We start from the raw sequence: 22,108 nt of genomic DNA on the forward strand, positions 1-22,108 counted from the left end.
GGCCTGTCCCATGCACTCTGGTGGTTGGTTCATTATTTGAACCGTTATTTTGAATATAGACTTGCAAACAATGCTGATGCCTGTCAAGTTAATTCACACGTTAAATGATTGTCCCGAACCGGGAGGCAAATTTGAGTACGGTCGGAAAAGCGATCTCGCTTCTGGAGCTGTTCAACGTCGACGAGCCCGAGCTCGGCCTGTCCGATCTGGCGCGCCGCTCGGGCTTCGACAAGGCGACGACAAGGCGGCTGCTGGTAGCGCTGGCCGGCCGTGGTTTCGTCGAGCAGGATGCGGGTACGCGGCACTATCGCCTCGGCGCCGGCCTGTCGCGGCTGGCGCGCATCCGCGAGGCGCGCTTTCCCTTCCTGCAGACGGCCGTTCCGCTGGTGCGGGACCTGGCCGCATCGACGGCCGAGACCGTGCATTTGTCGGAATTCGGCGTCGACAGGCTGGTCACCGTCCATGTCGAGCATCCAGCATGGGCAAACCGGGTCAACATCGACATCGGCCAGTTGCTGCCCCTGCATTCGACCGCGTCGGGCATCGCCTATCTGGCCTTCGCCCGCGACGAGACCGTCAAGGCGTGCCTGACGGGTTCGCTCGATGCGTTCACGGCTCATACGCTGATCGAGCCGGCCGCCATCTCAAGATCCATGGGCGAGGCGCGCGAGCGCGGCTATTCGATCTGCGACCAGGGCTATGAGGAAGGTGTGATCAGCGTCGCGGCGGCAATCCGCGGGGCGGATGGCTTTGCGCTCGGCACCATCGCGGTGGCGGCGCCAAAGGCCAGAACGACGGCGGCCGCGATCACGGAGCGGGGACTTGCCGTGAGGGCGGCGGCACGGGAGATTTCCATGCGCCTCAACGGTGAAAACCTGCAAACCCTGAGGAGGCAGGCCTGATGCCCTCGGAGACAGCACCCCGCATCCTGGTCATCGGCACGGGCGACACAAAGGCCGAAGAGCTGTTGTTCATGAAACAGTGCATCGAGCAGTCGGGCGGCAGCGCCGTGATGATGGATGTCAGCGTGCTGGGCGACCCGCCCTACAGCCCGGACCACGATAAGCACGCCGTGGCGCGGGCGGTGGATGTGACGATCGCCGAGATCGTTTTGAGCGGTGATGAGAACACCGCCATGACGCTGATGGCCGGCGGCGCCGTGCAACTGGTGCGCAAGCTCCATCAAAACGGCGAGATCGACGCCTTCATCGCCATCGGCGGTTCGATGGGGACAGATCTGGCGCTCGACGTGGCGCTTTGCCTGCCGCTCGGCGTGCCGAAATTCGTCGTCTCGACCATCGCCTATTCGCACCTCATCCCACCCGAGCGCGTCGCGCCCGACCTGATGATGATCCTCTGGGCGGGCGGGCTGTACGGCCTCAACTCGATCTGCAGGCTGGTCCTGTCACAGGCCTGTGGTGCGGTCGTCGGCGCGGCGAAAATCGTGCTGGCGTCGCGCGTGTCGGCGCCGGCAACAGGCCCGACCATCGGCATGACCTCGCTCGGCAGCAGCTGCCTGCGCTACATGAAGACGCTGAAGCCGGCGCTGGAACAGCGCGGCTATGACGTTGCCGTCTTCCACACCACCGGAATGGGCGGCCGTGCCTTTGAATCGATTGCCGGCCAAGACCATTTCTGCGCGGTGTTCGACTTCAGCCTGCAGGAGATCACCAACCATCTCGCGGGCTCAGTCGTCAGTTCCGGCGCCGACCGGCTGGAGAACGCCGGCGCCCGCGGCGTTCCGCAGATCGCCGCACCTGGTGCGGTCGACATGGTCGATCTGCCGACCTGGCAGGATTTGCCGGCGAAATTCTCGACGCGACCGTTTCATGCCCATAACAGGCTGATCGCTTCGATCACCGTCGATGCCGACGATCGCCGCCAGGTCGCCAGGACCATCGCCGCCAAGCTCGGTGCCGCCAGAGGCCGCTCCGCCTTCATCCTGCCGTCCCAGGGCATCCAGGAATGGGACGTGGAGGGCGAGCCGCTCTATGAGCCGGAAGCCCTGGCCGCCTTCACTGACGAAATTCGCAAGGTCATTCCCGCCGGCGTCGAGTTCCACGAGATCGACGCTCACATCAACAGCGACGACTTCGTCGGCAAGGCGCTCGAGATCTTCGACCGCTGGGTCGAGGAAGGCATCGTCCCGCGCGGCAAGCCGGCCGAGGGAGTGGCGGCGTGAGTGCTGTTCCCGTCCAGGCGCTTGTCCTCGATTTCGGCGGCGTCGTCACCCGCACGCTGTTCGAGACCCACGCCTTGACCGAACAGGCGCTCGGCCTCGCGCCGGGGACGCTGCAATGGCGCGGGCCGTTCGATCCGGGCAGCGATCCGCTGTGGCGCGCCATGCAGGCCGACGAGATCAGCGAGCGTGACTATTGGCGCACACGCACAAGCGAGGTCGGCCGTCTGGTGGGCGAGGACTGGCAGGCGATGGAGACTTTCGTCCGGCGCGCGCGAGGGGCCGAGCCGGAAAAGGTGGTGCGGCCGGAGGCTGACAGCACCATTCGCACGGTGCATGCCGCCGGTTTTCGACTGGCCATCCTGTCCAATGAACTCGACCTGTTCTACGGCGCCGACTTCCGCCAGCGGCTGCCGTTGCTTGGCCTCTTCGATGTGATCATCGACGCCACTTACACCGGCATCCTCAAGCCCGACCCGCGTGCCTATGCCTTCGTCACCGAGGCGCTCGGCGTGCCGGCCGGCGCTTGCGTCTTCGTCGACGACCAGCGGCGCAATGTCGATGGCGGCTGTGCTGCCGGCATGCGCACGGTGCATTTCGACGTCGCCCGCCCGGCTCATTCCTATGCCGAGGCCCTCGGCGATTTCGACCTCGTCCCAGTTGCCTGAGATTTTTGCGGAGTCCATTATGCGCGACATCAATTTTCTCACCGAAACCAACGCCAAGCCGATCTGGCATCCGATGGCGCATCCGGCCGAGATGCGGGCCAACCCGCCAAAGGTGATCATGAAAGGCGAGGGTGTGATGGTCACCGACATCGCCGGCAACACCGTGCTCGACGCCGTCGGCGGCCTGTGGAACGTCAATCTCGGCTACAGCTGCGAACCGATCAAGAAAGCGATCGCCGACCAGCTTGGCGCGCTGCCCTATTATTCCGGCTTTCGCGGCACCTCGACCGGCCCGTCGATCGAGCTCGCCTACGAACTCTGCGAATGGTTCGAGCCAGAAGGCATGGTGCGGACGTTTTTCACTTCGGGCGGCTCGGATTCGGTCGAAACGGCACTTCGGCTGGCGCGGCAGTACTGGAAGATCCGCGGCCAGGCCGACCGGACCAAGTTCCTGGCGCTGAAGAAAGGCTATCACGGCACGCATTTCGGTGGCGCGTCGGTCAACGGCAACGCCAATTTCCGCCGCAACTACGAGCCGCTGCTGCCGGGCGTCTTCCACATTCCCGCGCCCTGGACCTTCCGCAATCCGTTCGACGAGACCGACCCAGTGCGGCTGGCAAAACTCTGCGCCAGGGCGCTGGAGGACGAGATCGCCTTCCAGGGCGGCGATACCATCGCCGCGTTCATTATGGAGCCGGTTCTCGGCGCCGGCGGCGTCATCGTTCCGCATGAGAGCTTCATGCCGCTGGTGCGCGAAATCTGCGACCGCCACGAGATCCTTTTGATCGCCGATGAAGTTGTCACCGGCTTCGGCCGCACCGGCGCCTGGTCGGGCTCGCGGCTGTCCGGCGTGAAGCCCGATTTCATGACCATCGCCAAGGCGATCACTTCGGGTTATTTCCCGCTCGGCGCCACTTTGATCGGCGCCAAGGTCGCCGATGTCTTCGAGGCCGACAAGACCAGCTTCGGCGCCATCGGCCATGGCTATACCTATTCCGGCCATCCTGTCGGCTGTGCCGCGGGTCTGGCGGCGCTTGCCGAGACCAAACGGCTGCGCCTGAACGAGAACGCGGCCGCGCGTGGTGTCGAACTCGCAGCCGTGCTGGAGGGGCTGAAGGCGAAGCATGCGATCGTCGGCGATGTCCGGTACAAGGGCCTGATGGCGGCGCTGGAGCTGGTCTCGGACCGCGCGACGAAAAAGCCCGCCGACAAGAAGACCATGGCATTGGTTTCGGAGGCGGCCTACGAGGCCGGCGTCATGCTGCGCGTCTCCGGTAACGCCATCATCCTGTCGCCGCCGCTTATCGTCAGCGCCGCGGATGTCGCGAGGATCGGCGAAGCATTGGATGCAGGCCTGTCGAAGGTCTGACGGTTTATTGGAGAGAACGGAGTTTCGAGACGCAATGACTCAACCGCAAGAAGCGCTGGTTAGCCGGCGCTCGCGCCTGCTCGGTGCGAAATCGCAATTGTTCTATGACGAGCCCGTGCACCTGGTGCGCGGCGAAGGTGTCTGGCTCTACGATGCCGACGGCCGCAAATATCTCGACGCATACAACAACGTCGCCCATGTCGGCCACTGCCACCCCTATGTGGTCGAGGCCCTGTGCCGGCAGGCAAGCCTGCTCAACACCCACACGCGCTATCTGCACACCGCCATCCTCGACTATGTCGAGCGGCTGACCGCGACCTTCGATGCCAGCCTGCCGACCGCCATCCTGACCTGCACCGGCAGTGAGGCCAACGACATCGCGCTGCGCATGGCGCAGGCCGCCACCGGCCGCATGGGCATCATCGCCACCGACGCCACCTATCATGGCAACACCGCGGCGGTTTCGCAGCTCAGCACCCGCATGCCGCCGGTCGGCGGCCGCGCCCGCCACGTCAGGCTGGTGCCGGCGCCTGACAGCTATCGCCATCCGGATGCGATGGCCAACGGCAAAGCCTTTGGCGACGCGGTGCGCGAAGCCATCGCCGCGCTGGCAAAGGACGGTATCGGCCTGTCCGGCATCATCCTTTGTCCGCTGCTCGCCAATGAAGGCTTCCCGACGCTCCCATCCGACTTTTTCGACGACGCGATGCGCGCGGTGCGTGACGCCGGCGGACTGGTCATCGCCGATGAGGTGCAGCCCGGTTTCGGCCGCACCGGCAGCCATTTCTGGGGCCACCAGCGCGCCGGTTTCGTTCCCGACATCGTCACCATGGGCAAGCCGATGGGCAACGGCCATCCAATCGCCGCCGTGGTCACATCAAGGGAGATATTGGCGACCTTCCGCAACGCCTTCCGTTATTTCAACACCTTCGGCGGCAATCCGGTTTCCTGCGCGGTGGCCAATGCCGTTCTCGACGTCATCGAGCAGGAAGATCTCGTTGCCAACGCGCGTGACGTCGGCGCCTATGCACTCAACCTGCTGCGCCCGCTCGCCGATCGCCATGAATGTATCGGCGAGGTCAGGGGCGCTGGCCTGTTCTTCGGCGCCGAACTGGTTCACGATCGCAAGACGCGCGAACCGGCGCCCGACATTGCCGAGCAGGTCGCCAACCGGATGCGCCAGCGCGGCGTGCTGATGGGCAAGACCGGCATCCACGGCAATGTGTTGAAGATCCGCCCGCCAATGCCGTTCTCCCGCGACAATGCCGACTTCCTGATCGGCGTCCTCGACGAAGTGCTTGGCGAAGTCGGCGGAGTGAAGGCGTGAGCGCAGTCTCCGCGCAATCCGAACCCGAGACGGCAGCCGATGTCACGGCGCTGGCCAGGCGCGCGCTCGCCCATTGGGGCATTGATGAGGGTGAGCCGGAGCTGCTGAAATTCCGCGAGAACGCGGTCTTCCGGATCCGTCTGCCCGATGGCCAGCCGGCCGCCATGCGCATTCACCGGCTTGGCTATCACACGGACGCCGCCCTGCGCTCGGAACTGCAATGGATGGGTTTTCTGCAATCGGCCGGCATCGCCACGCCATCTGCGGTCGCCACGCCGGCTGGCGATCTGTTCGTGCTTGTCAGCGCGAATGCCTCAATGCAACCCCGGCAAGTCGATTGCCTGAGCTGGCTGGAAGGCCGCGCCGTCGGCGCGCGAGGCGTGCCGCTGGATTTTACGCCCGAGCAGGCAAGACAGATCTTTACCGAGATCGGGCGAACCATCGCCCACATGCACAATGTCACAGCAGCCTGGACGCCTCCGTCCGGCTTTGCCCGCCATGCCTGGGATTTCGACGGCTTCTTCGGCGCGAACCCGAATTGGGGGCGTTTCGAGACCTCGCCCTTCCTCGACGGTCCTCGCCGGGAGCTGGTTTTGCGGGCGCGCGAAAAGGCCGTGCGCGCGCTATTGACGTATGAACGCAGTGCCCGCAATTTCGGCATCATCCACGCCGACCTGGTGCGCGAGAATGTGCTCGTCCATGATGGTGCGATCCGCATCATCGACTTCGACGATTGCGGCCATGGCTGGCACATGTACGACCTTGCCGTCGCGCTTTACCAGAACCGCGATGAGGCGATCTATCCGCTGATCGAGGCCGCTTTGCTCAAGGGCTATCGGCAGGAGCGCGAACTGACGGCGCGCGACATCGCCGCGCTGCCGCTGTTCTCTGCCTTGCGGGCCTTCGCCTTCCTCGGCTGGGTGCAGAGCCGCGTCGAAGGCGACATCACCAGGGAGGTCGGCCTGCGCATGTCGGCCATCGCAGCCGATGTGGTGATTGCCTATCTGCATGGCGAATAGGGCCGATTGATAAGAACTGGCGGAACCGTCAGCCCTTCGCGAAATGGATGCTGACCGTGCCCGAACTGCCGAAATCGGCGACGATCGTGTCGCCGGGTCGCGCCTCGACCGGACGCACGAACGACCCGGAGAGAACGACCTCGCCGGCAGCGATCGACATGCCGTAGCGGGCGAGCCTGTCGGCCAGCCAGGCAATGCCCATCGCCGGATGGTTGAGCACGCCGGCGCCAAGCCCGGTCTCCTCGACCTCGGCATTGCGCGAGACGATGGCGCCGATCCAGCGCATGTCGGCTTCATCAGGCCGCTGCGGCCGGCCGCCGATGACGATGCCGGCATTGGCGGCATTGTCTGAAATGGTGTCGAAGAAGGTACGCGCCTTCTTCGTCTCCGCATTGACGCGCTCGATGCGCGTATCGAGGATTTCGAGCGCCGGCGTGATGTAGTCGGTGGCGTTGAACACGTCGAAGATCGTCACGCCGGGGCCTTTCAGCGGCGCCTTCATGACGAAGGCGATCTCGGCCTCGACGCGCGGCTGGATAAAGCGGCCGGCCGGAACCGACGCGCCGTCATTGAAGAACATGTCGTCGAACAGCACGCCCGAATCCGGCGTGTCGATGGCGAGCGCATATTGCATCGCCTTGGAGGTGAGGCCGATCTTCCAGCCCTTCGGCTTCAGCCCGGCATCGATCTTGCGCGTCACCAGCGCTGCCTGCACGCGATAGGCATCCTCCATCGTCGCCTCGGGAAAATCGAGGCTGAGCAGCCGGATCTGGCGGCGTGAACGCTCGGCCTCGAACAGCCGTGCCGCGGCGTCTTCCACTTGCTCCGGGGTCATGCTGCTTCCTCGTCGACGACGCCGTTTTGAAGCATGCCAATGCCATCGGCCTCCACCTCGATCACATCGTCCGGCTTCAGCCAGATCGGCGGCACGAAGCGGGCGCCGGCGCCCGTCGGCGTGCCGGTGACGATGATGTCGCCCGGCACCAGCGTGGTGAAGGTCGAGACATAGGCGATAATCTTGCGAAACGAGAAGATCATCCGGCTGGTGCGGTCCTGCTGGCGGATTTCGCCATTGACGCGGGCGGTCAGCGCGATGTCGGCGATCTGCGCCTCGTGGGTGAACGGCACCAGCCATGGGCCGATTGAACCGCTGCGGTCGAAATTCTTGCCTTGCGTGACGTTGAACTTGGCATGCCGCACCCAATCGCGGATGGTACCTTCATTGCACAGCGACAGTGCCGCAATATGGCTGAGCGCGTTGGCCTCGGCAATGCGCCGTCCCGCCTTACCGATGACGATGACGATTTCGCCCTCATAGTCGAGCTGCGGGGATTCCGGCGGCCGCACCAGCGGCGCGCCATGGCCGACGAAGGAGCGGGGAAAACGGACGAACAGCGACGGATTCGAGGGTGCTGCCTGGCCGTCCTTGTACTCCTCGTTGCGGTCGGGGTAGTTGACGCCGACGCAGATGATCTTTTCCGGCGACGGGATCGGAATTTCGTAGGCAATGGCGTCGAGCGGGAAATCGACTGGGAAGGCCTCTGCCTCTTCCGCCAGCCGCCGCAAGGCGCCGGCCTCGATCACCTCCCGCAGCGTCGGCCACTGGCCGTGGCGCGCCGACAGGTTGATGACACCCTTGCTGGTGACCGCGCCATAGCGCGCCTTACCGCCGACGGTGAAGGTGGCGAGCCGTGCGTGGTTCATGCTGCGGCTCCGGCGATGGTGGTGGGCGAGGTTGGAGCTCTACGGCGCCCCCCTCTGTCCTGCCGGACATCTCCCCCTCTTGGGGGAAGATCGGATGTCATCTCTGCCTTCGCCAATTTCCAACGCTGCAAGAGAGGCGCTGACCATGGGCCTAGCCAATCTCCCCCCTTGAGGGGGAGATGTCCGGCAGGACAGAGGGGGGCGCGAAGGAACGCTGACATCGATTAGAATCCACTCACGGCGCAATGATCGGCGAAGCCGCCAAATCCGGCTGGCGCGCCTCCGCCCCGGCAAACGCACTGCCCTCCTCGAACCAGCTTTTCGGCGCTGGCGCGCCCCACAGCGTCTGGCGCTGCGGGTCCTTGAGGTCCCATTTGATCGGCTCCAGGTCGGGATCGACTGTCTGGTAGTCCGAACAGTAGATCTCGATACGGTGGTTGTCCGGATCACGGACATAGAGGAAGAAGGCGTTGGAGATGCCGTGCCGGCCAGGGCCGCGTTCGATGTTCGGCAAATAGCCGGTGGTTGCCATCAGATCGAGCAGGTCGATGATGTTGAGCGGCGTCGGCACCCAGAAGGCGACGTGGTGCAGGCGCGGCCCGATGCCGTTGGTGAAGGCGATGTCGTGGACGCCGCCCTTGCGGTGCGTCCATGCCGCCCACAGTCTTCCGGTTGCGGCATCCTCGGTGTATTCGGTGACGCGAAAACCGAGCTCGTTGTAGAAGGCGACGGACTCGTCGACATTGGGCGAGAAGCAGTTGAAGTGGTCGATGCGCAGCGGCTTGACGCCCTTGTAGAGCGCATATTTCTGATGGATGGGCGGCAGCCTTTCCATCTGGGCATAGAACTCCAGCGGAATCCCGTGCGGGTCGCGCGTCCGAAAAGTGCGCGACTGGTAGGGCCGCTCGACCCATTCCACCGGCAGGCCCTTGCCCTTGAAGAAATACTCGGCCTTGTCGAGGTCCTCGTCCGAAAAGACCTTGAAGCCGAGATCGCGCGCTTCCGGCGTCGTCGCCTTGCGCAGCACGATGCAGTGATGGCCACGTTCCTCCATGGCGCGCAGGTAGATGGCGCCTGATGTCTCGTCGGTAACCTGCAGGCCGAGCGTGTCGACATAGAAGGCGCGGGATTTGGCGAGGTCGGTGACAGCCAACTCGACATGGCTGAGGCGCACGATGTTGAAGGCGGGGTAGAGATTGGGTTTGGGCAAGGGCATCCGATTTCCTCCGGTCAGCCGCCGAGTTTCTGGATCGCGTGCGCCGTCGTCGCGAAGGCGACGTTCTTCGTCTCCATGTAGAAGTCGAAGGAATGGTCGCCGCCGTCGCGGCCGATGCCGGAATTCTTGACGCCGCCGAAGGGGGTCGGCAAATGCCGCACGTTCTCGGAGTTAACCCAGATCATGCCGGCCTCCAGCGCATCGGTGAAACGGAAGGCGCGGGTGACGTCAGAGGTCCAGAGATAGCCGGTCAGGCCGTATTGCGTGTCGTTGGCCAGCGCCAGCGCTTCCGCCTCGTCGTTGAACGCAATGGCGCTCAGCACCGGCCCGAAAATCTCCTCCTGCGCGATGCGCATGCCGTTGGTCACGTTGGTGAACAGGGTCGGGCCGACATAACAGCCGCCTCCCGGTCCATCGACCTTGCCGCCGCCGACGGCCAGCGTCGCCCCCTCCGACCTGCCGATGTCGATATAGGACAGCACCTTCTTTTCATGCACCGGATGGATCAGCGGCCCGACCACCGTTTTCGGATCGAGCGGGTGGCCGACGACGATGCGCTTCGCCCTCTCCGCGACTTTGGCGGTGAAGCTTTCATAGATCGAGGCTTCGACCAGAAGCCGCGACGACGAGGTGCAGCGCTCGCCATTCAGCGAATAGATCATGAATACGGCGGCGTCGGCGGCGCGCTTGAGATCGGCGTCGGCGAAGACGATCACCGGGTTCTTGCCGCCAAGCTCGAAATGCACGCGCTTCAGCGTGCCGGCGCCTTGCTTCATGATCATCGAACCGGTGCGGCTTTCGCCGACAAAACCGATCGCCTTGATGTCGGGATGCTCGGTCAGCGCCTTGCCGGCGTCTTCACCAAGGCCGTTGACCAGGTTCCATACGCCTTTCGGCAGGCCGGCCTCCTCGGCGATCTCGACCAGCAGGCGGGCGGTCAGCGGCGAGAATTCAGCCGGCTTATGAACCACGGTGCAGCCGGCCGCCAGCGCTGGCGCAATCTTCCACGTCGACAGCATGAACGGTGTGTTCCACGGCGTGATGATGCCGACCGGGCCGATCGGCACCCGCGTCGTCATATTGACCTGGCCAGTCGTACGCAGTGTCTCGCCGTCGCGCGCTTCGGGCGCGCGGTCGGCGAAGAAACGGAAATTCTCGGCACCGCGCAGCGCTGCCTTGGCCATGAACTTCAGCGCCTGGCCGGTATCCATGCATTCGACAAAAGCGATCTCCTCGGCGCGCGCTTCGATTGCGTCGGCGATTTTGTGCAGCAGCTTCTTGCGTGCCTCGCCAGGCATGGCCGCCCAGGCTGGGAACGCCGCCTTCGCCGCCTTGGCGGCGCGGTCGATGTCGGCGGCGCCGCCGCGCGCGACGCTTGCCAGCGGCTTGAGGTCGACCGGCGACAGCGTTTCGAACGTCGCGCCATCGAGGGCCGGCACCGCCTCGCCGCCGATCTGGTTCAAAACGCCATCGCGCTTGAAGCGGGCCAGATAGGCCTCGGCCTGGTTCAGATTGCCTTGCAGGTCGGACATGTCGGGTTCCGTCACTTGCCGCGCAGCCGCGGGTGGATTGCGTTTTTCTTCCAGCTGAGCACCGGGTCGATTTCCCGGATTTCGAGCGACAGGGCGAAATGCGGGGTCTCGAACAGGGTGGCAAGGTATTCGCTCACCGCCGCGAAGACAGCCTCGCCGGTCCGCTTCTTCTCGTCCGGGCTGCGGCCGGTGCCGATGCGAAACGACATGTCGAGAAAAGCGTTTTCCGGCAGGCTGTCGGCCATCGCGTAGGCCTCGGCGCGAAAGGCCCGCACCCGCACGGCGCCGGTCTCGAACAGCCCGGTGTCCAGCACTGTGCGCAACACCAGCGCGCACAATTCGTCCATATCGACCTTGGCATCGAGATTGGCCGAATACTCGATGGAGAAATGAGGCACGGCGCTTCGTTTCCCTGGGTTATTGCTTTGTTGTAGTTAACGCGTTAATTACATGCGGCATCCGCGAAGTCAAGTCTTGCATCGGCCTTGGCGCAACGATACGGGATGGCAGGAACGGGCCCCGGCAGGCGGATTCGGCCGAGGGAAGGCCTGTTTCGATCGCAAGCGTGGGAGGCTCTTTTTTGCTGCCTGAAAATACCCGTCGTTCCCTGCCGATGGCGCTGCTTCATGCCCGCGAAGCGGTGATGGCGCGGTTTCGGCCGATGCTTGCGGCGCATGACGTGACCGAACAGCAATGGCGCGTGCTGCGTGTGCTCAGCGAAGCCGGCCCGGTCGAGGCGACGGAACTTGCCGATCGCGCCTCGGTTTTGCCGCCCAGCCTGACGCGCATCATCAAGGCCCTCGAGGGACGCAAATTCATCACCCGCAACAAGGCCGAAGGCGACGGCCGCCGCGTCGTGCTGACCATTGCGCCTGCCGGCTCCGCCCTGATCGACGCCCTGTCGCCCGAGCGTCGCGTCATCTATGACGACATCGAACAGCGTTTTGGGCATGAGAAGCTGGAGCAGCTCCTCGACCTCTTGGAGAGCTTGATCGACGGCGAGAGCTGAGCGGTCGGTCCTGGCCGTTTCGTCCAGGCTCACCCGCCAAAGCTGCCCAACCGTGTCGGCTGCGTATAATTCCGGTCGACATAGAGCAGGGCCGAGCCGCCGCTGCCGTGCCGGACATCGATGACGCGGCCGATCATGACATTGTGCGTGCCGACGACATGCACGGTCTCGATCTCGCAATCGAAGTTGACGATCGCATCCGACAGCGCCGGCGTGCCGGAGGTCAGCGTCTGCCAGCGCGCCGAGGCGTAGCGCGCCTCCATGTCCCTGGTCGCGCCGGCGAACTTTCCCGCCAGATGCATGTGGTCATGCGTCAGCACGTTGACGCAGAAGCGCCGGTTGGACAGGAACATGGCGGCCTGGGTCGAGCGCCCGTTCATGCACACGAGCAGCGTCGGCGGCTCGTCCGAGACGCTGCACATGGCGGTGGCGGTGAAGCCGCCGCGTCCTGCCGGCCCGTCTGTGGTGACGATGTTGACCGGCGCGCAGACCCTCGCCATGGCGTCGCGGAAATCGGCTTTCGAAATCTGCGTGGCCATGTGATTTCACTCGGCCGTTGAGACAAGCGGATTGAACCAGGTATCGCCGGTCCAGCCATTCTCGTCATAATCGGCCATGCAGGTGTCGACCAGCTCTTCCATCGCCTTCAGCCGCCCGCCGCGCTCGGCGCCTTTCAGCACCTGCAGCCGTACCTCTTCCGGCGCACCGGCATAGTTGAGCTCATAGAGCGCGTGGCGGCCGCCGAACTCGGTGCCGGTCGCATCCCACAACAGCTTCATGATCTTGATGCGTTCGATGTGGCCCATATCGTTGGAGCCGCGCACATATTGCGCCAGATATTTGTCGATCTCGGGGTTGTTGAAGTCGCGCACCGACGACGGCAGGTAGATCAGCCCCGAGGCGATCACCCGGCGCACGGTGTCGATGACGCGCGGATAGGCTTCCGACATGAAGGTGCGGTAGGCAAGCGCGGCTTCCAGATTGGGCAGCACCGCGCCATTCGCCCACGGGATCGGGTTGTAGGCCATGGCGTTGGAAAAGCTCCAGAACATGTGCCTGAGCGCAATGACCTCGCCCAGTGCCGCCTGGTTGCCGCGGAAAGCATCGCCGCCGGTGGCGCGCAGCGCCTTGGCCAGCAGGCCGGCGAGGAAGTCGAGCTTGACGGCGAAGCGCGTGCAGCCCTGGAAGCAGTAGCCGTGCATGAAGCCGGAGGCCGGATGGAAGGACAGGATTTTTTGCGCATCGCGCAGCACCAGCACGTCCTCCCAGGGGATGAAGACATTGTCGAGCACCAGGATCGCGTCGTTCTCGTCGAAGCGCGACGACAGCGGATAATCGAAGGGTGCCGCCATCGTATTGGCCGTCTGCTCGTAGGAGACGCGGCAGAACATCTTTATCCCCGGCGCATTCATCGGCACGATGAACATCACCGACAGTGACGGATCCTCGGTCACCGTCGCCGACCCTTGCGCCAGGAAATTGTAGTGCGTCAGCGCCGAGGACGTCGCCACCACCTTGGCGCCGGACACGTAGATGCCGGCATCCGTCTCCCTGGTGATGTGGACGAAGACATCCTTCACCTGTTCAGCCGGCTTGTGGCGGTCGATCGGCGGGTTGACGATGGCGTGGTTCATGAACAACGCGGCTTCCTGCGCGCGTTTGTGCCAGGACAGGGCATTGTCCTTGAACGGCCCGTACCAGTCGGCATTGGCGCCGAGCGTGTTCATCAGCGCCGCCTTGTAGTCGGGCGTGCGGCCCATCCAGCCATAGGACATGCGCGACCACTCCGCGATCGCCGCCTGCTGGGCAACAAGCTCGGCGGAAGATTTGGCAACGCGGAAATATTTGTGGGTGTAGCCGCCCGAGCCGGTGTCGGTCGGCGAGGTCAGCGCGTCCCGCCGCCTTGGATCATGCAGGGCGTCGTAGAGGCGCGCCAGCGACCGCGCCGAATTGCGCATCGCCGGATGCGTGGTGACGTCGGCAATGCGTTCGCCGTTGATATAGACCTCGCGGCCATCGCGCAGGCTCTCCAGATACTCGGCCCCGGTGAACGGGCGTGCCTTATCAGTGCGGAAGTCTTCTGATCGCATGATGGTCCTCCTCTTAAGCCGTAACCCTAGCGCCCTGGGCATCGATCGGTTATGGACGGAACGGCAAAACCGATTGGACTTTTTCCGGCGTCATGAGCCAGAGATCCATCCCCGACTTCTTCGTCTATGGCGAGCCGGTGCGGCCGCTCGATGTCGGTTTTCTGCATGTCGAGACGGTGCTTGCGCGCAGCAATATCCATCTTGGTGAGGTCGCCGCGCACAAGCACCCGCAGATGGGTCAGATCACCTTCTGGACCAGCGGCTCCGGTACCTACCGCATCGAAGACCGGTCCTGGGACTTTTCGGCGCCTGCCGTCAGCTTTGTGCCGAGCACTATCGTGCACGGCTTCTCGATCGGCCCCGGCACCGACGCCATCGTCGTCTCGGTCGCCGACGATGCGCTTGCGGCAATCGCGGCTCACAGCCTGCTGCCGCTGGACCGGCCGGTCTTTGCCGACGGTCTGCCGCAGCACGCAGCGTGGGCCAGATTGGCGGCGGTGCTGGAGATGATCGCCGCCGAATACGCCGAGGCGCAAGCCGGCAAAGACAGGGTCCTGCAGGCGCTGATCGCCGTCGCGCTCTCCCACATCGCGCGCCTCAGTCCCGAGACAAAGGATGCCACGGCGTCTTCTGATGCCTCACTGGCGTTGGGGCTGCGCCGGCTCGCCGATGCGCATTTCCGCGACAACTGGCCTGTTGATCGCTACGTCGAGGCGCTGGCCACGACGCCGCATCTTCTCGACAAGGCCAGCCGCGCGGTGCTGGGCAGCGGCGTCAAACGCGTCGTCGGTGAGCGACGGCTGCTGGAGGCCAAGCGGCTGCTGTTGTTCACCGTACGCTCGGTCGAGGACATCGCCTACGAGATCGGCTTCGACGACCCGGCGTATTTTTCACGATTCTTTCGCGCGCGGGTCGGCGAAGCGCCCGCGTCCTGGCGGCGGAAACAGTTGCAGGGTCATTGATGGGTGACCATGGATGCGGACCTTGGCGCGCCGTTCCGGCGCGAGTCCGCTTCCGCCAGGGCGTTGGCTTCCCGACCGGCCATGATGCAGCCACAGCCACTTTTTCGTGAAGCTGAACGGGTTGATCCGCTCGCCTGTCTGCCTAGGTAGAAAGGAGCGGCGGGCGCCACGCAAAATCTGACAATCGGGCAAATCTGACAGTCGGCATGATATTTTCCTGCATTCGAAAGCTTGGCCTCGCTGCTCTCTGTGTCGGCATCCAGTCTTCCTGCGTCGTTCCCGACGATACGTCGCGTATCGCCAAGGTTGATCCAACGGCGGCGGCTGCCCGCAAGGAGATGGTCGGCCTCAGCGAAGCCGATGTTCGAATGTGCGCCGGGTTTCCGACCGCCACCGCCGACGCCGGCCAATCGGGCCAGATCTGGACCTACAAGCGCATCGTCCAGCGCGGCAATCTCAGCATTGTGGTTCCGACGTTGGCGGTCGGCGCGATCCCGGCGGTCGGCGGCTCCGTCAATGTCGCTCCCGGCGGCTATTGCGATACGCAAATTCGCATGGTCGATGGCCGCGTCGCCGAAGTTGCCTATGCCGGCGACAACAATTTGCCGAACAGGCGCGACGCGCTTTGTGTCAGCACGGTGGACGCCTGTGTGACCTATGCCCGCCAACACGGCCAGAGGCCGGCGGCCAAATAGCCGGCGGCAGCGAAACGGCGATGGCAGGTCATGCAAATGTCGTTGAGGGCTTGACTGACCCGCCGGACCGAATACGCTAGCGCAAAATACCGGCTCTGATCGCCGGGCGGCAAAAATGCCTCGTATGCCTCGCCCTCCGGCGCAGGTTGCGAGGCATTGTCATTTCTGGGGTCCTGTTTGAAACGGCGCATCGAGATCGGCATCCTGTATTCCCGCTCGGGGAGCTATCAGCTCGTCTCCGATGCGTGCCGCATCGGCGCCATGCGTGCCATAGCCGACATCAACGCCGATCGCAGCTCAGGCATCGAACTGGTGCCGGTGGAGCGCGATCCTCAAAGCAATGCGGACCGCTACGCAACGCTTTGCGAAGATATCTTCAAGACCAGCAGCGCACGCCATGTCATCGGCTGCGTCACCTCCTGGAGCCGCAAGGAAACCATTCCGGTCTTGGAGAAAGCCGGCGGCATGCTCTGGTACGCCTGCCCCTATGAGGGCTTCGAAGCCAATGAGCATGTCGTCTACATGCACGCCTGCCCCAACCAGCATCTGGTGCCGCTGATGGCGCATGTCGTGCCGCGTTTCGGCGCCAACGGCTTCCTGCTCGGCTCGAACTACATCTGGGGCTGGGAGATGAATCGCGTCGCGCGCGACCTGATCGCGGATGCCGGCGGCAAGGTGCTGGGCGAACGCTACCTGCGCATCGGCGAGACCGACGTGTCGCGGCTGATCGCGGAGATCCGCGCCACGCGGCCCAACTTCATCCTCAACAATTTGATCGGCACCTCGTCCTACGCCTTCCTCGCGGCCTATCGCGACCTAGGTCACGAGGATGCCGCCTTCAGTCCCGGGACCTGTCCCGTCATCTCCTGCAACCTGACCGAAGGTGAGCTGCCGGCGATCGGTGAATCCGGCAAGGGACATCTGTCGGTCGGGCCGTATTTCGCGCCGCGCCCGGCTGCCTTTGCCTCATCCTTCGAGGCCTCCGCCTATGCCTCGGTGCAGGTGATGGCCGACGTGCTCTCCAGCAATCCCGACGCCGGTCCGGCGGAATTCTCCAAAGCCTTCGCCGAACGCCGCTTCTCCACCCGGCTCGGTCCGATCGCCATCGACGCCCACTCGCAGCACGCGACACTGCCGGTGATCATCGGGCGCATCGCGGACGGCTTCTTCGAGGTCGTCAGCCGCGAAGACGAAGTCGCGCCGGATCCGTATCTGTCGCGCTACGACCCGGCAAAAACATTCGGCCGCCCGCGCCTGAGGGTGGTGTCGTGACCAGAGCCCCACGCATCCCCAATCTCGGCGGCGCCAGGGCGTTTATCCTGCATCGCCCACATCCGACGGTGCAGGCGATCACCAGGCAATTGTCGGCCATCGGGCTGATCACGCTGGATTGCTGGCCGGAACTGCCGCCCGAGGCGCTGGCCGCCGATTTCGTCTTCTTCGACGCCGATCTCGGCTTTGACGAGCAATTCCCCTGGAAGCCGGGCGAGGCACCGATGCCGCTGGTGGCGCTGATCGGTTCCGAGGCGCCGGGCCGCATCGAATGGGCGCTGTCGCATAAGGCCGATGCGCAGCTGCTGAAGCCGGTCGGCAATGCCGGCGTCTACAGCGCGCTGCTGATCGCGCGCCAGAGTTTCGAGGCGCGAAAACACCTGGCCAGCGAGATCGCCTCGCTTCGCCAGCGCGTTGCCGAACGCCAGACCATCGTGCGCGCGGTGACGGCACTGGCGAAAGGCGCCGATGATGGCCGCGCCTATGCGCAACTGCGCTCGCTGGCGATGAGCTGGCAGATCAGCGTCGAGGATGCCGCGCGGCGGATCGTGGCCATGACAAGTGAAGAAGCAACAGGGGAAGAAGGCGGCGATGACCAGTCCCATCGCGCCTGATCTCACCGCGCCAGGGCGCATGCCGGTCAAGCCGCGCGCCGGCGTCTGGCGCCGGCTGGTCAGGCGCCGTCTGGCTCTGCTCGGGCTGGTCATCGTCGCCATCGTCGTTGCCGGCGCCGTGCTGGCGCCATGGCTGACCGGCTATGATCCCAACGAGCAGATGTTCGACGGCCTGACCATCGAGGGCTCGCCCTTGCCGCCGGATGCAAAATTCTGGCTGGGCACCGACTTGCTCGGCCGCGACCTCCTGACCCGCATCCTCTACGGCGCCCGCACCTCGCTGATCATCGGCATCGTCGCCAATGGCGTGGCGCTGTTCATCGGCACGCTGGTCGGTGTTGTCGCCGGCTATTTCCGTGGCTGGATCGGCAGCGCGCTGATGCGTTTCACCGATTTGATGATGGCGTTTCCGGCACTGCTGTTCGCCATTTGCCTGGCCGCGGTGTTCGAGCCCAGCCTGTGGATCGTCGCCATGGTCATCGCTTTGGTCAACTGGGTGCAGACCGCCCGCGTCATCTACACCGAGACCTCATCGCTGGCGGAGCGTGAGTTCATCGATACCGAACGCACCATCGGCGCGAGCGCGCCGCGCATCCTGTTTCGCCACATCCTGCCGCATCTCTTACCGACCATCATCGTCTGGGGCACGCTCGGCATCTCGACCACCGTGCTGCTCGAGGCGACGCTCTCTTTCCTCGGCATCGGCGTCCAGCCGCCCACGGCGTCCTGGGGCAACATCATCTTCGAGAACCAGACCTATTTCCAGGCCGCACCCTGGCTGGTGTTCTTCCCCGGTGCCGCGATCCTGGCGCTGGCGCTGGCTTTCAACCTGATCGGCGATGCGCTGCGCGACATTCTCGATCCGACGCAGAGGGGCCGGGCATGATCGCCTATCTCGGCCGCCGCCTCATCCAGTCGCTGCTGATCCTGCTCGGCGTCTCGCTGATCACCTTTGCGCTGCTGTATCTCCTGCCGGCCGATCCGGTGCGCCAGATCGCCGGCCGCAGCGCCACGCCGCAGACGGTCGAGAACATCCGCCAGCAGCTCGGCCTCGACCAGCCGTTCGTCGTCCAGTACTGGCGCTATCTCACGAAGCTCGTCAGCGGCGATCTCGGCCGCTCCTACATCCAGCGCTCCGAAGTCACCGAGCTGATCGTTTCGCGGCTGCCGGCCAGCCTGTTGCTGATGGTCGGCGCCATCCTGTGCGAGCTGTTGCTCGGCCTGAGCATGGGCCTGATCGCCGCCGTCAAGCGCGGCACCGCCACTGACCAGACGCTGATGGTCGCCTCCTTCGTCGGCGTCTCGGCGCCGCAATTCGTCGTCGGTCTGCTGCTGCTCTACGTCTTTGCCGTGCGGCTCAGCTGGTTCCCGATCGGCGGCTACGGCACCTGGCGTCATCTGGTGCTGCCGTCACTGACCATGGGAATCCTCGGCGCCGGCTGGTACGCGCGCATGATGCGCTCGTCGATGATCGACGTGCTGCGCCAGGATTACGTGCGCACCGCCCGCGCCAAAGGCCTGGCGCGGCGAGCTATCCTGTTCCGCCATGCGCTGCCCAACGCCATCCTGCCGGTGATCGCCATGATCGGCATCGACATAGGCATCTTCATGGGCGGCATCGTCGTCGTCGAAAGCGTATTCGGCTGGCCCGGCATCGGCCAGCTCGCCTGGCAGGCCATCCAGCGCGTCGACATCCCGATCATCATGGGTGTGACGCTGGTGTCGGCCTTCGCCATCGTGCTGGGCAATCTGCTGGCCGACATCATCGCGCCCTTCATCGACCCCCGCATCAAGCTCAGATGAAATGAAAACCAGACAGAGAAAGGGAACATAAAAATGAAAAGGTTTCTCGCATCCACGGTAGCGGCATCGGCGCTGGCGCTGATGCTCGGCATGACGAGCGTTCGCGCCGAGGACGCCGTCGATCCGAACGCCAAGCAGGGCGGCGCCATCACCATCACCTACAAGGACGACGTCGCCACGCTCGATCCGGCGATCGGCTATGACTGGCAGAACTGGTCGATGATCAAGAGCCTGTTCGACGGGTTGATGGACTACGAGCCGGGCACCACCAATCTGAAACCCGACCTCGCCGAAAGCTACGAGATTTCGCCCGACGGCAAGACCTTCACCTTCAAGCTGCGCCATGGCGTGAAATTCCACAATGGCCGCGAGATGACGGCCGACGACGTGAAATATTCGCTCGACCGCGTCACCAATCCGAAGACGCAGAGCCCCGGCGCCGGCTTCTTCGGCTCGATCAAGGGCTATGACGATGTCGCCGCCGGCAAGGCCGAGAGCCTCTCCGGCGTCACCGTCGTCGACCCTTACACGGTCAAGTTCGAACTGACCCGCCCCGACGCCACCTTCCTGCATGTGATGGCCATCAACTTCGCCCATGTCGTGCCGAAGGAAGAGGTCGAGAAATACGGCGCCGATTTCGGCAAGCATCCGGTCGGCACCGGCGCCTTCAAGCTCGCCGAGTGGACGCTCGGCCAGCGCATCGTCTTCGAGCGCAATGCGGACTACTGGCACAAGGGCCTGCCGCATCTGGACAAGATCACCTTCGAGATCGGCCAGGAGCCGATCGTGGCGCTGCTGCGCCTGCAGAAGGGCGAGATCGACGTCCCCGGCGACGGCATTCCGCCAGCAAAATTCCAGGAGGTGATGGCCGATCCCGAGCAGAAGGCACGCGTCGTCGAAGGCGGCCAGCTGCACACCGGCTATGTCACCATGAACACCACCATGGCGCCGTTCGACAATGTTAAGGTGCGCCAGGCAGTCAACATGGCGATCAACAAGGCGCGCGTCATCCAGATCATCAACGGCCGCGCCGTGCCGGCCAACCAGCCGCTGCCGCCGTCGATGCCGGGCTACGACAAGGAATACAAGGGCTATCCCTATGACGTCGCCAAGGCCAAGGCGCTGCTCGCAGAGGCTGGCCACCCCGACGGCTTCGAGACACAGCTGTTTGCCATGAACACCGATCCCAACCCGCGCATCGCCCAGGCGATCCAGCAGGATCTGGCGGCGATCGGCATCAAGGCCAGCATCCAGTCGCTGGCGCAGGCAAACGTGATTGCCGCCGGCGGCGACAAGGCCGGCGCACCGATGATCTGGTCCGGCGGCATGGCCTGGATCGCCGACTTCCCGGATCCGTCGAACTTCTACGGCCCGATCCTCGGCTGCGCCGGTGCGGTGCCGGGCGGCTGGAACTGGTCGTGGTATTGCAACAAGGATCTCGACGCCAAGGCGGCCGAGGCCGACTCGGTGGTCGACCCGGCTAAATCAGGCGAACGCGACAAGATGTGGAGCGCCATCTACGACAAGGTGATGGAAGACGCGCCCTGGGCGCCGGTCTTCAACGAGCAGCGCTTCACCATGAAATCGGCGCGCATGGGCGGCGCCGACAACCTCTATGTCGACCCGGTTCATATCCCGATCAACTACGACAATGTGTACGTAAAAGATGTGCAATAACTGCGACTACACCATCCACGGGCGCCAACATCATTTCGGCTGGGACAATTCGTTTGCCCCGGCCGAGCGGGTGGCGCCCGGCTCGACGATCGAGTTCCAGTGCCTCGATTCCTCCGGCGGCCAGTTGCAGGCCGGCAGCACGGTCGCCGACGTCGCCAAGCTCGACTTCGCCACCGTCAATCCGGTGACCGGGCCGATCTTCGTCGAGGGCGCCGAGCCGGGTGACGCGCTGAAGGTGACGATCGAGATGTTCAAGCCGTCCGGCTTCGGCTGGACGGCCAACATTCCGGGCTTTGGGCTGCTCGCCGACGACTTCAAGGAGCCGGCGCTGAACATCTGGAAATACGACGCTGCCTCGCTCGAGCCGGCGCTGTTCGGCAAGAATGCGCGTGTGCCGTTGAAACCCTTCGCCGGCACCATAGGCAACGCGCTGGCGGAAAAGGGCCACCACTCGGTGGTGCCGCCAAGGCGCGTCGGCGGCAATCTCGACATCCGCGATCTCGCCGCCGGCACCACGCTCTATCTGCCGGTGGAAGTGGCGGGCGCGCTGTTTTCGGTTGGCGACACCCATGCCGCGCAAGGTGACGGCGAGGTCTGCGGCACGGCGATCGAAAGTCCGATGGACGTCGTGCTCAAGCTCGACCTGGTCAAGGATGCCAGGCTGAAGACGCCGCGCTTCACCACGCCAGGCCCGGTGACGCGCCATCTCGACGCCAAGGGCTATGAGGTGACGACCGGCATCGGTCCGGACCTGATGACCGGCGCCAGGGAAGCGGTTGCGCAGATGGTCGACCTGCTCGCCGGTCGTTATCACATCGACCCAGTCGAGGCCTATATGCTGGCCTCGGTCTGCGGCGATCTCCGCATCAGCGAGCTCGTCGACATGCCGAACTGGGTGGTGTCGTTCTACTTTCCGCGCTGCGTGTTTGAATGAGGAGGGGGGTGTGCCGGAGTAAATCCCTCTCCGGGTCA

General features: G+C 64.4%; 22 protein-coding genes. 15 read left to right on the forward strand and 7 right to left on the reverse strand.

From position 1 onward, the window contains the following. Positions 1-131: 131 nt before the first annotated feature. Genes LB519_RS17985 through LB519_RS18010 form a run of 6 tightly spaced genes read left to right on the forward strand, consistent with a single transcriptional unit; the run spans position 132 to position 6,562 of the window. Positions 132-902 carry an IclR family transcriptional regulator gene (locus LB519_RS17985; protein WP_027161146.1) on the forward strand — a complete coding sequence of 257 codons (771 nt, stop codon included), beginning with the start codon at positions 132-134 and terminating at the stop codon, positions 900-902. After that, on the forward strand, positions 902-2,182 hold the full coding sequence (locus LB519_RS17990) for a Tm-1-like ATP-binding domain-containing protein (protein WP_224620777.1): 1,281 nt from the start codon (positions 902-904) through the stop codon (positions 2,180-2,182). The genes LB519_RS17985 and LB519_RS17990 overlap by 1 nt, the downstream gene beginning before the upstream one ends. Next, the gene (locus tag LB519_RS17995; RefSeq protein WP_224620778.1) at positions 2,179-2,847 is read left to right on the forward strand and encodes an HAD family hydrolase; all 669 of its coding nucleotides are present in this window, start codon (positions 2,179-2,181) and stop codon (positions 2,845-2,847) included. Before LB519_RS17990 ends, LB519_RS17995 begins: the two co-directional genes overlap by 4 nt. A 19-nt stretch (positions 2,848-2,866) precedes the next feature. Then, positions 2,867-4,216 carry an aminotransferase class III-fold pyridoxal phosphate-dependent enzyme gene (locus tag LB519_RS18000; RefSeq protein WP_063169695.1) on the forward strand — a complete coding sequence of 450 codons (1,350 nt, stop codon included), beginning with the start codon at positions 2,867-2,869 and terminating at the stop codon, positions 4,214-4,216. Between the two features lie 34 nt (positions 4,217-4,250). After that, on the forward strand, positions 4,251-5,543 hold the full coding sequence (locus LB519_RS18005) for an aminotransferase class III-fold pyridoxal phosphate-dependent enzyme (RefSeq protein ID WP_224620779.1): 1,293 nt from the start codon (positions 4,251-4,253) through the stop codon (positions 5,541-5,543). Then, entirely contained in the window at positions 5,540-6,562 is a 1,023-nt protein-coding gene (locus LB519_RS18010) for a phosphotransferase enzyme family protein (RefSeq protein ID WP_027161142.1), read from the forward strand. The genes LB519_RS18005 and LB519_RS18010 overlap by 4 nt, the downstream gene beginning before the upstream one ends. 28 nt (positions 6,563-6,590) lie before the next feature. Here the strand turns inward: LB519_RS18010 and hpaH are convergent, their stop codons facing one another. The 5 genes from hpaH to LB519_RS18035 form a co-directional block, all read right to left on the reverse strand. Further along, positions 6,591-7,397, reverse strand: a complete 807-nt coding sequence (gene hpaH, locus LB519_RS18015; protein WP_224620780.1) for a 2-oxo-hept-4-ene-1,7-dioate hydratase — start codon at positions 7,395-7,397, stop codon at positions 6,591-6,593. After that, a complete protein-coding gene (locus LB519_RS18020; RefSeq protein WP_224620781.1) occupies positions 7,394-8,266 on the reverse strand; it encodes a fumarylacetoacetate hydrolase family protein in 873 nt (290 codons plus the stop codon). The genes hpaH and LB519_RS18020 overlap by 4 nt, the downstream gene beginning before the upstream one ends. A 235-nt stretch (positions 8,267-8,501) precedes the next feature. Beyond that, positions 8,502-9,482 (reverse strand): 3,4-dihydroxyphenylacetate 2,3-dioxygenase, encoded by a 981-nt coding sequence (hpaD, locus tag LB519_RS18025; protein WP_224620782.1) that lies wholly within the window; start codon positions 9,480-9,482, stop codon positions 8,502-8,504. A 14-nt stretch (positions 9,483-9,496) separates the two neighbouring features. Further along, positions 9,497-11,014: a 5-carboxymethyl-2-hydroxymuconate semialdehyde dehydrogenase gene (gene hpaE / locus LB519_RS18030; RefSeq protein WP_224620783.1), complete on the reverse strand. Its 1,518-nt coding sequence runs from the start codon at positions 11,012-11,014 to the stop codon at positions 9,497-9,499. An 11-nt stretch (positions 11,015-11,025) separates the two neighbouring features. Continuing rightward, positions 11,026-11,412 carry a 5-carboxymethyl-2-hydroxymuconate Delta-isomerase gene (locus LB519_RS18035; protein ID WP_013528543.1) on the reverse strand — a complete coding sequence of 129 codons (387 nt, stop codon included), beginning with the start codon at positions 11,410-11,412 and terminating at the stop codon, positions 11,026-11,028. Positions 11,413-11,627: 215 nt separating this feature from the next. On the opposite strand from LB519_RS18035, the gene hpaR reads away from it, so the two are divergent. Next, entirely contained in the window at positions 11,628-12,023 is a 396-nt protein-coding gene (gene hpaR / locus LB519_RS18040) for a homoprotocatechuate degradation operon regulator HpaR (protein ID WP_224620863.1), read from the forward strand. A gap of 29 nt (positions 12,024-12,052) precedes the next feature. Here the strand turns inward: hpaR and LB519_RS18045 are convergent, their stop codons facing one another. Next, a complete protein-coding gene (locus tag LB519_RS18045; protein WP_013528541.1) occupies positions 12,053-12,562 on the reverse strand; it encodes a flavin reductase in 510 nt (169 codons plus the stop codon). 6 nt (positions 12,563-12,568) lie between these two features. Then, positions 12,569-14,113 (reverse strand): 4-hydroxyphenylacetate 3-hydroxylase N-terminal domain-containing protein, encoded by a 1,545-nt coding sequence (locus LB519_RS18050; protein WP_224620784.1) that lies wholly within the window; start codon positions 14,111-14,113, stop codon positions 12,569-12,571. Positions 14,114-14,205: 92 nt separating this feature from the next. On the opposite strand from LB519_RS18050, the gene LB519_RS18055 reads away from it, so the two are divergent. From LB519_RS18055 to LB519_RS18090, 8 genes are all read left to right on the forward strand, one after another. Further along, positions 14,206-15,075, forward strand: a complete 870-nt coding sequence (locus LB519_RS18055) for a helix-turn-helix domain-containing protein (RefSeq protein ID WP_224620785.1) — start codon at positions 14,206-14,208, stop codon at positions 15,073-15,075. 206 nt (positions 15,076-15,281) lie between these two features. Further along, complete coding sequence (locus LB519_RS18060; RefSeq protein WP_224620786.1) at positions 15,282-15,770, forward strand: hypothetical protein; 489 nt, start codon at positions 15,282-15,284, stop codon at positions 15,768-15,770. A 177-nt stretch (positions 15,771-15,947) separates the two neighbouring features. Further along, the gene (locus LB519_RS18065; protein WP_013528537.1) at positions 15,948-17,042 is read left to right on the forward strand and encodes a transporter substrate-binding protein; all 1,095 of its coding nucleotides are present in this window, start codon (positions 15,948-15,950) and stop codon (positions 17,040-17,042) included. Further along, positions 17,039-17,656, forward strand: coding sequence for an ANTAR domain-containing response regulator (locus LB519_RS18070; RefSeq protein ID WP_013528536.1), 618 nt, complete (start codon positions 17,039-17,041; stop codon positions 17,654-17,656). Before LB519_RS18065 ends, LB519_RS18070 begins: the two co-directional genes overlap by 4 nt. Before the next feature lie 19 nt (positions 17,657-17,675). After that, entirely contained in the window at positions 17,676-18,542 is an 867-nt protein-coding gene (locus LB519_RS18075; RefSeq protein WP_224620864.1) for an ABC transporter permease, read from the forward strand. Next, positions 18,539-19,459, forward strand: coding sequence for an ABC transporter permease (locus tag LB519_RS18080; protein ID WP_024502122.1), 921 nt, complete (start codon positions 18,539-18,541; stop codon positions 19,457-19,459). The genes LB519_RS18075 and LB519_RS18080 overlap by 4 nt, the downstream gene beginning before the upstream one ends. Positions 19,460-19,492: 33 nt before the next feature. Continuing rightward, positions 19,493-21,136 (forward strand): ABC transporter substrate-binding protein, encoded by a 1,644-nt coding sequence (locus LB519_RS18085; RefSeq protein WP_224620787.1) that lies wholly within the window; start codon positions 19,493-19,495, stop codon positions 21,134-21,136. Then, positions 21,126-22,070, forward strand: a complete 945-nt coding sequence (locus LB519_RS18090) for an acetamidase/formamidase family protein (protein WP_224620788.1) — start codon at positions 21,126-21,128, stop codon at positions 22,068-22,070. Before LB519_RS18085 ends, LB519_RS18090 begins: the two co-directional genes overlap by 11 nt. The last annotated feature ends 38 nt before the right edge of the window (positions 22,071-22,108 follow it).

This window comes from Mesorhizobium sp. AD1-1 (genome assembly GCF_020164655.1).
GTDB lineage: Bacteria > Pseudomonadota > Alphaproteobacteria > Rhizobiales > Rhizobiaceae > Mesorhizobium > Mesorhizobium ciceri.

What these genes read in the sequence shown, in the direction of transcription:
- LB519_RS17990 (WP_224620777.1), top strand. Translation starts at nt 902, where the DNA reads ATGCCCTCGGAGACAGCACCCCGCATCCTGGTCATCGGCACGGGCGAC.
- LB519_RS18000 (WP_063169695.1), top strand. Translation starts at nt 2,867, where the DNA reads ATGCGCGACATCAATTTTCTCACCGAAACCAACGCCAAGCCGATCTGG.
- LB519_RS18005 (WP_224620779.1), top strand. Translation starts at nt 4,251, where the DNA reads ATGACTCAACCGCAAGAAGCGCTGGTTAGCCGGCGCTCGCGCCTGCTC.
- hpaH (WP_224620780.1), bottom strand. Translation starts at nt 7,397, where the DNA reads ATGACCCCGGAGCAAGTGGAAGACGCCGCGGCACGGCTGTTCGAGGCC.
- LB519_RS18020 (WP_224620781.1), bottom strand. Translation starts at nt 8,266, where the DNA reads ATGAACCACGCACGGCTCGCCACCTTCACCGTCGGCGGTAAGGCGCGC.
- hpaD (WP_224620782.1), bottom strand. Translation starts at nt 9,482, where the DNA reads ATGCCCTTGCCCAAACCCAATCTCTACCCCGCCTTCAACATCGTGCGC.
- hpaE (WP_224620783.1), bottom strand. Translation starts at nt 11,014, where the DNA reads ATGTCCGACCTGCAAGGCAATCTGAACCAGGCCGAGGCCTATCTGGCC.
- hpaR (WP_224620863.1), top strand. Translation starts at nt 11,628, where the DNA reads ATGGCGCTGCTTCATGCCCGCGAAGCGGTGATGGCGCGGTTTCGGCCG.
- LB519_RS18045 (WP_013528541.1), bottom strand. Translation starts at nt 12,562, where the DNA reads ATGGCCACGCAGATTTCGAAAGCCGATTTCCGCGACGCCATGGCGAGG.
- LB519_RS18050 (WP_224620784.1), bottom strand. Translation starts at nt 14,113, where the DNA reads ATGCGATCAGAAGACTTCCGCACTGATAAGGCACGCCCGTTCACCGGG.
- LB519_RS18055 (WP_224620785.1), top strand. Translation starts at nt 14,206, where the DNA reads ATGAGCCAGAGATCCATCCCCGACTTCTTCGTCTATGGCGAGCCGGTG.
- LB519_RS18060 (WP_224620786.1), top strand. Translation starts at nt 15,282, where the DNA reads ATGATATTTTCCTGCATTCGAAAGCTTGGCCTCGCTGCTCTCTGTGTC.
- LB519_RS18075 (WP_224620864.1), top strand. Translation starts at nt 17,676, where the DNA reads ATGCCGGTCAAGCCGCGCGCCGGCGTCTGGCGCCGGCTGGTCAGGCGC.
- LB519_RS18080 (WP_024502122.1), top strand. Translation starts at nt 18,539, where the DNA reads ATGATCGCCTATCTCGGCCGCCGCCTCATCCAGTCGCTGCTGATCCTG.
- LB519_RS18085 (WP_224620787.1), top strand. Translation starts at nt 19,493, where the DNA reads ATGAAAAGGTTTCTCGCATCCACGGTAGCGGCATCGGCGCTGGCGCTG.
- LB519_RS18090 (WP_224620788.1), top strand. Translation starts at nt 21,126, where the DNA reads ATGTGCAATAACTGCGACTACACCATCCACGGGCGCCAACATCATTTC.